Annotated in this window: 15 protein-coding genes; 9 read left to right on the plus strand and 6 right to left on the minus strand. The window is 37.0% G+C overall.

Annotation, left to right across the window (positions count from 1 at the left end; all coding sequences use genetic code 11):
- Positions 1–78: 78 nt before the first annotated feature.
- From GI584_RS04705 to GI584_RS04715, 3 genes are read right to left on the minus strand one after another with little or no spacing between them, the layout of a single operon-like run.
- Positions 79–1,065, minus strand: coding sequence for an ABC transporter permease (locus GI584_RS04705; protein WP_100362551.1), 987 nt, complete (start codon positions 1,063–1,065; stop codon positions 79–81).
- Positions 1,066–1,093: 28 nt separating this feature from the next.
- A complete protein-coding gene (locus GI584_RS04710; RefSeq protein ID WP_153790426.1) occupies positions 1,094–2,056 on the minus strand; it encodes an ABC transporter ATP-binding protein in 963 nt (320 codons plus the stop codon).
- A gap of 3 nt (positions 2,057–2,059) precedes the next feature.
- Positions 2,060–3,220, minus strand: coding sequence for a COG1470 family protein (locus tag GI584_RS04715; RefSeq protein ID WP_100361776.1), 1,161 nt, complete (start codon positions 3,218–3,220; stop codon positions 2,060–2,062).
- Between the two features lie 124 nt (positions 3,221–3,344).
- Between GI584_RS04715 and GI584_RS04720 the strand changes: the two genes are divergently transcribed.
- Positions 3,345–3,905, plus strand: a complete 561-nt coding sequence (locus GI584_RS04720) for an RNA polymerase sigma factor (RefSeq protein WP_153790427.1) — start codon at positions 3,345–3,347, stop codon at positions 3,903–3,905.
- Positions 3,905–4,630 carry an anti-sigma factor gene (locus GI584_RS04725; protein WP_153790428.1) on the plus strand — a complete coding sequence of 242 codons (726 nt, stop codon included), beginning with the start codon at positions 3,905–3,907 and terminating at the stop codon, positions 4,628–4,630. Before GI584_RS04720 ends, GI584_RS04725 begins: the two co-directional genes overlap by 1 nt.
- Before the next feature lie 167 nt (positions 4,631–4,797).
- Here GI584_RS04725 and GI584_RS04730 read toward each other — a convergent pair whose 3' ends face one another.
- From GI584_RS04730 to GI584_RS04740, 3 genes are all read right to left on the minus strand, one after another.
- Positions 4,798–5,034: a DUF2164 domain-containing protein gene (locus tag GI584_RS04730; protein WP_153790429.1), complete on the minus strand. Its 237-nt coding sequence runs from the start codon at positions 5,032–5,034 to the stop codon at positions 4,798–4,800.
- A 36-nt stretch (positions 5,035–5,070) separates the two neighbouring features.
- Positions 5,071–6,081 (minus strand): rod-share determining protein MreBH, encoded by a 1,011-nt coding sequence (gene mreBH / locus GI584_RS04735; protein ID WP_153790430.1) that lies wholly within the window; start codon positions 6,079–6,081, stop codon positions 5,071–5,073.
- A 240-nt stretch (positions 6,082–6,321) separates the two neighbouring features.
- Positions 6,322–6,456, minus strand: coding sequence for a YflJ family protein (locus GI584_RS04740; protein WP_100361771.1), 135 nt, complete (start codon positions 6,454–6,456; stop codon positions 6,322–6,324).
- Between the two features lie 136 nt (positions 6,457–6,592).
- On the opposite strand from GI584_RS04740, the gene GI584_RS04745 reads away from it, so the two are divergent.
- The 7 genes from GI584_RS04745 to GI584_RS04775 all read left to right on the plus strand — a co-directional run bounded on the left by GI584_RS04745 (position 6,593) and on the right by GI584_RS04775 (position 12,337).
- Positions 6,593–7,240 (plus strand): MOSC domain-containing protein, encoded by a 648-nt coding sequence (locus tag GI584_RS04745; protein WP_153790431.1) that lies wholly within the window; start codon positions 6,593–6,595, stop codon positions 7,238–7,240.
- Between the two features lie 6 nt (positions 7,241–7,246).
- Positions 7,247–7,615, plus strand: coding sequence for a DnaJ family domain-containing protein (locus tag GI584_RS04750; RefSeq protein WP_100361769.1), 369 nt, complete (start codon positions 7,247–7,249; stop codon positions 7,613–7,615).
- A gap of 89 nt (positions 7,616–7,704) precedes the next feature.
- On the plus strand, positions 7,705–9,375 hold the full coding sequence (locus GI584_RS04755; protein ID WP_153790432.1) for a putative bifunctional diguanylate cyclase/phosphodiesterase: 1,671 nt from the start codon (positions 7,705–7,707) through the stop codon (positions 9,373–9,375).
- Positions 9,376–9,491: 116 nt separating this feature from the next.
- Positions 9,492–9,971, plus strand: coding sequence for a low molecular weight protein-tyrosine-phosphatase (locus GI584_RS04760; protein ID WP_100361767.1), 480 nt, complete (start codon positions 9,492–9,494; stop codon positions 9,969–9,971).
- A gap of 78 nt (positions 9,972–10,049) precedes the next feature.
- Positions 10,050–10,337, plus strand: a complete 288-nt coding sequence (locus GI584_RS04765; protein WP_100361766.1) for a hypothetical protein — start codon at positions 10,050–10,052, stop codon at positions 10,335–10,337.
- Entirely contained in the window at positions 10,330–11,184 is an 855-nt protein-coding gene (locus tag GI584_RS04770; RefSeq protein WP_100361765.1) for a YihY/virulence factor BrkB family protein, read from the plus strand. Before GI584_RS04765 ends, GI584_RS04770 begins: the two co-directional genes overlap by 8 nt.
- Before the next feature lie 265 nt (positions 11,185–11,449).
- Entirely contained in the window at positions 11,450–12,337 is an 888-nt protein-coding gene (locus GI584_RS04775) for a transporter substrate-binding domain-containing protein (RefSeq protein WP_153790433.1), read from the plus strand.
- Positions 12,338–12,341 lie beyond the last annotated feature (4 nt).

Below are 12,341 nucleotides of genomic sequence, written 5' to 3' on the forward strand. Positions count from 1 at the left end.
TGAAGAAGGAAGGGGAGTACCCGATATAGCAGAAAAATCGCCCGATAAAAAAACCAGTGAGTATTATCACTCACTGGCCTATTTCGATCTAATCTCCTGACGCATAAACAATAAATAAGAAATTGCAAAACAGATCAACGTTGCGGCGATTAGTCCGGTTAGTTGCGGCCAAATCAACATCAAGCTCTGACTTAACGGCAGCGGACCGGCAATCGCACCAGTGGTTTGTTCAACCGTTAATGGTCCCAGACTTCGAACAGATGGTGACAAAAGGGTTGTTGTTGATTCCGTGAATAAGTAGTTAGGCGAAAGCCGCATGAGATTGAGGACCATGCCTTGCCTGCTAATGGCGTCAGCTGTACTTGAGATGTTTTCGGGATTTAAAATCGACTTCGATAACAATTCCACGATCATAGAATAAAAAATGTTAAAGAAAATCCAGACAGCAATCGCTGCTAATGCAGAAGTTGCTGCTTGTTTAAATCGTACCGAAAAAAGGATCCCTAGGTTCAGCCAAAAGGCGATATAGGCAATACAGAGAACAAGGAAGCAAAGAATCCTTAAAAATTCTTCACCGGTTGGTGGAATACCAAGGATCAATATCCCGAGTGCCATTACCATAAATCCTAATGCAACAAAAAGCACGGCGTTTAACAATAGGGCTGCTGCAAATTTTGCATTTAGTACATAGTCGCGCGGGATTGGTTGTGCCATCAGCCGACTCAATGTCCCTTTGTTACGTTCAGAATTAATTGCATCAAAGCCAAGTGCAATCCCTAAAAGTGGACCTAAAAACGAAACGAAAGTAATAAACGATGGTAAGGTTCCATCAGAAATCGTAAATAATTTTAAGAATAGAAACGAGCTTTTGGCAATTTCCTTTGCTTCTTCGTTAGCATCGATAGCATCCTGAATCGAGGTGATCGCAGTATATAGGGAACCAACACATGTCAGTATGATCAAAGCTAACATAATAATAATACGCCAGCTAGTGATATAGTCCGTGAATTCTTTGCGAACAATCGCTTTAAATGCTTGGATATTATCATTATTGTTTGAATGCATTTCCAATTTTATGTCAGGGAGCCATTTTTTAAGCGCTTGAAGTTTTTCCATCACCGCCACCCCCTTCAAAATAACGATGATAAATTTCATCTAAACCATAATTTTTCTTTCTGATGTAATATAAATCAGTTCCTGCTTCCACAATGGTTCTTGCTACTGCAGCAGAGATATCTGTTTCAGCATAGATTTCTAATTGTTCTTCTGTTTCCACAACTCGATTAACTCCGTCTAAATACTGTAATTGTTCGTTTAATTTGCTATCAACCGGATCAGCTTTGGCATAGACAACGAACGAGTCGTCAAAGAATAATTGCTTTGCTAAGCTTTCAACATTACCTTCCGCAAGTAATTTTCCATTAACAAAAATACCAACACGATCACAAATTTGTTGAACTTGATGGAGTTGATGAGAGGAAAGAAGTACGGTAATTCCTTCCTCTGAGTTTAGTCGTTTAATTAGTGCAAGTAATTCGCGAACACCTTCAGGGTCAATTCCTAGTGTAGGCTCATCTAGAATAATTACTTCAGGATTTTTCATTAATACATCGGCCAAGCCTAAGCGTTGGCGCATACCACGTGAATATTTTCCGGCTTTTTTATCACCTGATTCTTTCAGTCCGACTTTTTTTAATAAATCCCTTGCTCTTTCTTCTGCGATAGCACGAGGAATGGCGTTAAGACTTGCGGTAAATAGTAAATTTTCATAGCCCGTCATTTGTTCATAAAAACCGAGATCGTCCGGTAAATAACCAACTCTTTTTTTGACAGCGAGTGGGTTAGTTGTCGAGTTCATGCCACATACTTTGACACTGCCGCTGGTCGGTTCGCTTAAACCTAACATCATCAGAATAGAAGTTGATTTTCCTGCTCCGTTAGGACCTAACAGACCAAATATTTCCCCTTTTTCAATTGATAATGTCAGCTCATTGACCGCATATTGTTGATCATATTTTTTGGAGATACGATCGAGTTGAATAATCGGTTCAACCATTGATTATCTCCTCCCGTATTTTCTAATAATAAAGTATAGCCCACCTACTATTGCTAAGATGATTAATACACTTATCACTCCCCATAACGTCGACGTTTCCACTGATACACGGAAATCGGCATCAGAAGATACTTCCGAAGTTTCCGCTGTGAAGGTAGTAACGTAATCACCGGCAATGGCATCATTTGGGGCTGATAATGTTGCTTTAATTGTTTTCGATTCACCAGCTTCTAATGTCGCAATCGAGTTCTCGTCAAATTCAGATTCCCAGTTTGGCGGAGTGGAAGCAGAAATCGAAATATCATTAAGCGTAGCAGTTCCGATATTCTCTACTACGAGATCAATGGTTCGATTGTTCCCTGCTGTAACATCGGCACTTAAGTTTCCATCAGGTGTTGATATGGAAATGTCATAGGAACCGGTAATTACTGCTTCTAGTGTAAGGTCTGATGATGTCGAACCATTTGCAGCACGGATGGGTATTTCATACGTGTCTGCTTTCACATCTGTTGGAGGAGTTACTTCCACCGTGATATCCTTTGATCCGTTCGGTTCCAAAGTTACAGAAGTTACATTGTTACCATCTGCTTTAAATTGAACACCCCAGCCTTCACCTGCCCCGGCTGATAAAGCGTAGGTCTGTTCATCCGCTGTTCGGTTCCGTAATGTGGCAGAATAAGAAAAAGCCGCATCAGCATGGCCTTCCATATTCGGTTGATCAGAGCTGAATTCTGAATTAAAAGTACCCTCTTCTGTAACTTTTGTGACAAAAGGTAATTCTGCATAAGCATCACCTTCACCATCAGCCACTAATTCGAACGAATAATCAGCTTTTTTAACTTCAAGTGGAACGGTTACTTCTAAAGAAATCTCCTGTTCATTACTTCCGCGAATCGATAATTGACTAATATCATTCCCACCGGCAGTGATCGAATAATCCCAGTCCTCTGGAAGCCCATTTACATCAAAAGATACATTCTGAATAGAAGAATTGTCATTAATAACCGTGACATCATACGTTAAAGTTTCACCAGGTGTAACAGATAATCCTGTGTATGGTGTGTACAACGTTAATCCACCAGCAGCAAACACATTACTAATTGGAGCAAAAAGTGATAAGCACAATAAAATGGTTAGCGAGATCGCTATTTTTTTGCGAAGCATTTTTAATTCCCCCTCATTTTATATTTGGTTTTTCATCAAGTGATACGGAGGAAAAAAGAATTTGGATTTGTCTTTTTCAAAAAAATTTGTAAAATAGAAATTAAAAAGGGAAGGGGCGATATATGTGGATGATTATTTGTTGTTGGAACAAATGTGTGTAGGTAATCAAGAGGCGTTCGATCAATTCTATCAACGATATCATCAGTATATTTTTCAAATTGCCTATAAAGTACTTGCTAATCGCCCAGAAGCAGAAGATCTTACACAAGAAGTATTCATTGAAATCTATCAAAGGTGCGATCAGTATCAAGTATCCAGAGGCAGTGTCAAAGCCTGGATCGCTGTGAAAGTAAGATCTAGAGCTATTGACAGGTTACGGAAGAAACCAGAGGTATTAGCAGATAAGCTAGAAGATATTATTACTAATTCCAGCCCATCAGCAGATCAATTTGTGATTAAAAAAATGGAAAAAGATTTACTCCAGGCAGCACTTTTAAAGCTTCCTCTTTCACAGCAACAGGCTATTTATCATATGTACTATGACCAATTTACTCAAAAAGAGATTGCAGTAAAATCAAATCGTCCACTAGGTTCAGTGAAGTCATCCATTCGTTATGGATTACAAAATTTAAAAAAACAAAAATCATTAATACGTTGGATTGGTTCTGGTGGAGGTGACAAATAATGATGAAGGATAAACATGTACCCGAGGAAAAGTTAGTTGATTACTTGGAAAATAATTTATCAGAATCAGATGTTCAAGAAATCGAACGTCATTTAGATAAATGTGCGAATTGCCAAGAGACATTAGCTTTTTGGCAGGAAACATTAGAGGTGGATAAAGACCTGGAACCTTCAACCCAGTCGAAAGAAAAAATAAATCAATCATTACTTGCGGATCGATCTTCTAAGCAACGTCAACTCAAATGGAAAACGCATTTGTTCGGATTAGCCGGTGTAATGGTTGTGGTGATTCTGTTCTTTAGTTTGACAGACTTTTTGAAAGTACAGCAGACGGTGGAACCTGATTATGAAGTATATCAAAATCAAGATATCATGAGTGATCAGGTGTTTATTAATAATCCGGTTGTAGACAGTCAACCGATTAAGCCTTATGAAGATTTTGCTGATATGGAAGGGATGCTCTGGATTAACCCGCAAACACAAGAAATTTTATTAGAGATGGAAGGGTTAACTAATTTTTACAATAATGATTATCAGATTTGGATAATCGATAAGAATGGAAACATAAACGGTGATCTCATTATGGTTGAAAACGGAACAGCCCGGGTGTTATATCGAGTAGAAGACATATCAGATTTCCGATTTATGAAAGGAAGCGTAGAACCACCAGGAGGAAGCCACCGACCAACAGGGCCAGAAACATTCTATGTAGATATTGAAAATTAAGTGAGGTTGAGACAAAACAAAAATAGATTATTCAGAAGACGAACTTTATAAATATCATAAAGGAAAATCCGAACTGATCGAAATGATCGTTCGGATTCTCTCATAGATAATCTACTTTTATCCTAGAATCTACAAACTATATCTCACCCACAAGCACACCATTATAACTATTTCTCCGCTTTCTCAATCTCAAAAACATCTTCTAATTTCTCACTCAAAAACTGATGTGCATCCTTTACCCCTTGATTATAAAAAGTAGGAGCAATTTCTATCATAAAAAAATCAAGTATAAATCCAGCTTCTAAATTGCCCAACTCTTCCTGTCGTTCAGCAGCAAAATAATCCTGGATAGCATTAATCATTTCATCCCGTTTCTCTTTGGGTAAGGAGAAAGGTGGCTGCATGGAAAAACTCCTTTCGTTTTTCCTCATTATACCAGACTATTTAGCAGCCTTCTGTAATTTTTGAATCATTTTTAAGGAACGACCAGTACCAACTGCAACAGATTCCAATGGATTATCAGCAAGATGTACAGGTACATCATTGATTTGATTGGACAACCATTGCTGCATACCTTTTAATAATGCACCACCACCAGTAATAGTAATACCTTGATCAACAATATCACCACTTAATTCCGGAGGGCAGCTTTCAAGTGTTTCCGTAATCGCATGTAAAATCGATTCTAACACTTCCTTAAAGGCATTGTGAACTTCAGAAGAGCGAATGATAATCACTTTTGGTAACCCTGTTACGAGATCACGACCTCTGACCTCCATTTCTTCTTCTGGGAGGTCATTATGCGCATAACCAATCGCTATTTTGACTTTTTCAGCGGTACTTTCCCCGATCAGAACATTGTGCTGTCGTTTAACATATTGAATAATCTCTTCATCCATATGGTCACCACCAACACGAACAGACCTGCTGGCAACAACGCCACCGAATGATATAATACCTACTTCACTTGTACCTCCGCCAATATCAACAATCATACTAGCTTGTGGTTCTGCTACAGGTAAATCAGCCCCAATTGCTGCGGCTACAGGTTCTTCAATAAGATGTACTTCTTTTGCCCCAAAGCTTTTGACCGCATTATCAATCGCTCTACGTTCTACCGCGGTACTGCCTGATGGTGTACAAACCACAACACTCGGTTTACGCGTGGATACACCAGCTTTTTTGCTTACTTTTTTCAGGAATGCTTTAAGCATTTGTGTTGTCATATCAAAATCTGCGATGACACCATCTTTTAATGGACGGATAGGGACAATGTTTCTCGGTGTTTTTCCGATCATATTTTTAGCCTCATTACCGACTGCGACTACTTGATTAGTTCTGGTGTCGACGGCAACGACAGATGGTTCATTCAAGATAATTCCTTTATTTCTTGTATATATAAGGATATTAGCTGTTCCTAAATCTATTCCAATTTCTGTATTTGAAAACATGATGTTACCTCCAATTAAGTATAAACTCTTTCTATAGTTATTCTATTTTCACTAAGGAATTATGACCGTAGATGACGTGGAGGATTTTAACAATTTTATTATTAGAGAAATCAGGCTTATTGTCAGGATACGAAAGTCTTATTTTTACTTGCGAAATTATCTCTTCGTCGACTTGTAACTTGCTAATATTTTTTTGCCGCACAACAAAATAACAGGCCGATCGCTCGACCTGTTAGTATTTTAACTATTTTCTTTTTCATCTAATAAATTTGCAAGGATGTGTGTCTTGAATTTTTCAATTTTCCGACCTTCAATATAACGCACACCTTTTTCTTTTAATTTTTCTACGTACCAGCCTTTGCTTCCTACGTGCATCGTTCAACACCCCTTACCAAAAAATTTGCAGGTGCCATTCTAACATCTGAAAAATCCATTGAAAAGAGTTTATCGTTAATTCTTTCATAATATTTTTTGTATAATGGATATAAGTAAGTGGAAAGGGAGTTTAGACATGTCATATGCAATCGCATCCTTAAATGTAGGAAAACCAACAGTACATCAGTTGGATGGACAGGAAATAAAAACAGGCTTTAAAAAAACACCAACACATCAACCCAATTATTTAACGGTAACAGGTTTTGAGAATGATGGACAGGCGGACCTAAAAAACCATGGTGGGGAAGAAAAGGCGTTATTAATGTATCCGAAAGATCATTATCGATATTGGGAAGAAAAATACCAGCGAGACTTTCCATACCCTGCTTTTGGTGAAAATATAACGATTGTTGGCTTAACAGAGAATGATCTCTACATTGGAGATGTTTTTCAGCTTGGCGAGGCAGAAATTCAAGTTTCACAGCCAAGACAGCCATGTTATAAAATTGCCAAAGTCCACGATCTTAAAGATATGCCTGCTGTTGTTACGGAAACAGGATTCAGTGGTTATTATTTTCGTGTGCTCAAAGAAGGGGTAGTGAAGCCGACAGATCGATTAATAAAAGTGAAAGAAGATCCCCAACAGGTATCACCAGTAGACGTATTTCACTGTTTATTTCATGACCGAAAAAACAGGAAAAAGATGGAGCAATACCTTCAAATAGAAGCATTAGCACCTAATGTCAAAAAAAGTTTAACGAAACGAATGGAAAAGTTAGGATGATACAAGATGGATGTATTCTCACAACTTGCCGAAGAACGAATAAAGCAAGCAATGAAAGATGGTGAGTTTGATGTTATAAAAGGAAAGGGAAAGCCTCTTAAGAAGGATCCACTAGAACATGTCCCAGCAGAGTTACGGATGAGTTATCGTATTATGAAAAATAGCGGCTACCTACCTGAAGAAATACAGCTTAATAAGGAATTAGCTTCATTACGAGACTTATTAAAATTATGTACAGATGATAATGATAAACAACGAATCGAGAAACGAATTTCAGAAAAAGAATTACAATTCCAAATGTTACTAGAAAAAAGAAACATGAAACAAACCTCCGCGTACAAAAGATATAGCAGTAAAATTTTTCGGTTATTTTAAGGGAAAATGTAGAAAATTTTGGGATGGTACTTTTTTCAAGTAACCTTTTCACGTATACTAGAAGAAAATAAAAAATAAAGGTGACTATTATGCCACACGAATCCAATGTATATCCAAGTACGAACGATTTATTAAGAATAGTACAACATAACATGAACCTTATGTTCGTGATTAGGAAGCAAAAGGAGCAATTTTATTTTTCATTTTTATCTGGTAAGTTGAAAGAAAAATTAGAGTTGCCTGATGCGGTTACAGCTTCCGATAGGGATATAAAAAATATTGATTCTACATTCATTTTGCTACACAGAACGAAACTAAAACAAGCATTCACAGGTAAAGAAATCACGTTTAGACATCATTTTCATAGCCATTATTTATTCACCATGTTATCCCCTGTTATAAAAGATGACGAAGTGATAGAGGTAGTAGGCACTACTATGGATATTACGTCATTTGAAAAATCCGAACAACAGATTGAGTTTATGGTAACCCACGACATCCTTACCAAGCTTCCTAATCGCCAAAAGTTACTTGATGATTTAGACGAAATTATACATAATAATCGTCAAGACAAGCCGAAAGCAATTATGATTTGTGATTTGGATCGTTTAAAGAATGTCAATGATACATTGGGACAATTTGCTGGCGATCAGGTTATTACTTTAATAGCAGACCGTTTAAAGAAAGCTACACTTGAAGCATGTCAGGTCTATCGATTGGGTGGCGATGAGTTTGTTATTGTCATTGGCCAACAAGTGTCAGATTTAAAGGTGTATGCAGAACAGATTTTACAAATTGTCAGACAACCAATCATTATCTCGAATCATGACTTTTATATGACAGCAACGATTGGGATAAGTTATATGAGCGAGAAAGCCTGCAAAACAGAGGACTATATCAATCGAGCAAGTGTAGCCGTTCATTATGGCAAAGTCCAAGGTGGCAACCGTATCAGTGAATATACGAATAAAATGAGTGAACAATATAATGAACTGATATTATTAGAGTCAGATATTCGTAAAGCATTTAAATTTAATGAATTTACGCTATCCTATCAACCGAAAGTCGATGTTTATACCAATGATATTGTAGGAGTAGAAGCTCTGATTCGTTGGGAACATGGTAAAAAAGGCAAAATACCGCCATCTATTTTCATCCCAATTGCAGAAGAAATTGGGATGATCGATCAAATTGGGAAATGGGTTTTACGTGAAGCATGCAAACAATTTGTAAGATGGCGGAATAGTGGGGCAAATCCTGTTATGGTTGCAGTCAACATCTCTGCTTTTGAGTTACAACAACCAGATTTTCTACCAAGAGTAAAACAAATTATAAAGGAAACGGGAATGGATCCCTATTATTTAGAAATAGAAATTACTGAAAACAGTGTCATGCAAAATACGGAAGAATGTATTGAAATGATGAATGAATTACGGGCTATGGGTGTCTCCTTATCGATCGATGATTTTGGTACAGGGTATTCTTCCATGGGCTATTTGCAAAAATTCCCGATTAACTATTTAAAAATTGATCAATCATTTATTAAAGAATTGTTTGAAGAGTCTGGAAGTGCAGAAATTATAAAAGCGATGATTCAGTTAGCACATACATTTGGTTTAAAGGTAGTAGCAGAAGGTGTGGAAGGTGAACGAATACTATCATTTATTAGAAATGAAAAATGTGATTACTATCAGGGATATTTTTATAGTAAACCGCTTGAAGCAGATGTGATGGAAGAGAAATTATTAGCGTTTTCCTAGTCATCTTTTGTATATCAGAAAGTATAAAATTTATAGTATAAGAAAACAGTACTTAGCGATAAGCTGAGTTTTTCTGAAAGAAAATAGGATTAAGATAATAGTCGAGGTGGTATTATATGATTAAAGTATTATTTATTTGTTTAGGAAATATTTGCAGATCTCCAATGGCTGAAGCTGTATTTCGTGATATCGTCAAGGAAAAGGGAGTAGAGGATAAGTTTGTAATTGATTCGGCAGGGTTAGGTGATTGGCATATTGGTAATCCGCCACATCAAGGAACAAGAGCAAAATTAGATGAATTAAATATTTCGTATCAAGGGCAAAAAGCAAGACAAATGCAAGCAAATGATGTAAATGATTTTGATTATGTCATTGCAATGGATCAGCAAAATATGGATGATTTATCACAATTTTCTCACCAAACATCTGATGTGACCGTCAAAAAATTGATGGACTTTGTGAATCAGCCAAAAGAGCAAAATGTACCAGACCCATATTTCACAAAGAATTTTGATTACACGTATGAATTAGTGAAAGAAGGTTGTGAACAATTATTTGATTACGTTTCAAATAAACACGATTTAGGCACAAAGTGAGGCTTCCATCAATGGGATTTTTGATCCTCATTGATGACGAGTGCCGCGATAAACTAAGATAAGAAGGGTTGAGAGGTTATGGGAAAGAACAAATTAATTAAAGGAATACTTACAGGAGCAATTGTTGGAGGGCTTATTACTTTGAGTGATCGAGATACTCGATCTTATGTGACCAGGAAACTACAAGTTTGTGGCAATAAGACTGCCTACTATGCTAAGAATCCGGCAGATGCTATTCATCAATTAAACCTTAATTATGCAAAGTGTTCCGAACAGATTGCTTCAGGACTAACCTCTGCTTTACATATGCTTCATCAATTACAAGAGGTGACAGAAAAAATAGAAAAAAGAGATAACAATGGTTAAGGAACAAGTATTAAACAATCGTTTCATTCGGTTTATCAAACAATTGATAAACCGAATAACGAGAGATGATGTACCGGGTTTAGCGGCACAATTGTCTTATTTTTTTCTATTATCCTTATTTCCGTTTATGATTTTCCTTGTAACATTAGTTGGTTATTTACCATTTGATCAGATCAATGTCATGAATTTTGTATCGACTTATGCACCAGAGGAAATTACCACCCTATTAAATGATAACCTTACACAAATCATGAATAATCGTAATGGTGGCTTATTATCGATTGGTATAATTGGTACGCTCTGGTCAGCATCAAATGGTATTAACGCTTTAGTGCGCTCTTTCAATAAGGCTTATAATATTGAGGAAGAGCGTTCCTTTATTGTGATGCGAGGCATATCGATTGTGTTGACAATTGCGATGCTATTTGTCATTGTTGTGACTTTCTTATTACCGGTTTTTGGGAAAATGATCGGTGTGTACCTTTTTTCATTCTTTGGATTATCGCAAGGATTTCTGGATACGTGGAACACCTTAAGATGGGTGATTTCCTCAGTAGTTTTCTTTATCGTCTTAATGATGTTATACCGAATGGCACCAAGTAAACGTGTCTATTTTAAACATATTTACATTGGTGCAATATTTGCCACCGTTTGTTGGCAATTGACTTCTCTTGCATTTTCCTACTATGTAACATCGATGGGCAACTACTCCGCCACATACGGCAGTCTCGGAGGAGTCATCATCCTCATGATTTGGTTCTATCTTTCCGGAATGATAATCATCACTGGAGGCGAAATCAACGCTCAAATCGAAAGAGGAACAACGGAAAGAGAAGATGAAAATTGAATATCTTTTGTTAAAAAAATGGGACTGTTTCATTGAGTTAGTTTATCTATTCCAATTGCGTGAATCGTGAGCTGACTGTGAGACAGTCCTATTTAATATTTTCTAGATCAGCTTATCATTTCTAAATATTGTTTAAGAAAAAAATGGAATATAACAGTTTAATAAAAATTTATGAAACAGATAGTAAAAACATTGAAATAATAATAGTAAACTGTTATCTTTTAATAGTGAAATATAATATAACAAAACAAAGGGGTGCGATTTTGTGAGGAGATTAGTTCTATGTTTCAGTTTGTTAACTTTAATTAGCTTGCTTGTTGCGTGTGGAGCAAGTGACGAGAATAAGACAGCTTCTGATGCGATCGAAAATACCAACGATACCGGAGAACTCAAGTCAGAAAAATGGGAAGATATTCAGGAGAAGGGTGTGATTGTAGCAGGCACATCAGGTACATTGATTGGAGCCTCTACATATGACGAAGATGATAATCTGACAGGTTATGACGTCGAGATTATGAGAGAAATAGCAGATCGTCTCGGTTTAGAGGTTGAATTTGAAATTATGGGAATCGACAGTATGTTGCCGGCGATCGAAAGTGGCAGAATTGATGTAGCCGTTAATGATATTGAAGCAACAGATAAGCGGAAAGAACAGTTTGCTTTTTCTGATCCGTATAAATACTCTTATTCTACAATGGTAGTGAGAGAAGAAGATAATTCAGGAATAGAAAGTTTGGAAGACCTAGAAGGTAAGCGTGCTGGTGGTGGAGCGACGACGATCTACAGTCAGATCGCTGAACACTTTGGTGCAGAAGTTGTTACATATGGGAATGCACCAAATGAAGCCTATTTACGAGATGTGAATAATGGTAATACAGACGTGATTGTCAATGATTATTATCTATCTAAATTTGGGGTGGGCGGATTTCCTGAGTTTAATATCCACCTTCATCCGGATCTAAAGTTCCATCCAACGGAACAAGCTGTCGTAATGGATTTAGAATCGGAAACGTTACAACAAAAAATTAGTGAAACATTGGCAGATATGAGAGAAGACGGTACGTTAACAGAGTTAGCCAATGAATTTTATCAAGAAGATGCTTCACAAAAACCAGAAGGCGAGATCGAAGAAATTGAGGGTCTTGAACTATAAGGTG

It is taken from the genome of Gracilibacillus salitolerans (assembly GCF_009650095.1).
Classification (GTDB): domain Bacteria; phylum Bacillota; class Bacilli; order Bacillales; family Amphibacillaceae; genus Gracilibacillus; species Gracilibacillus salitolerans.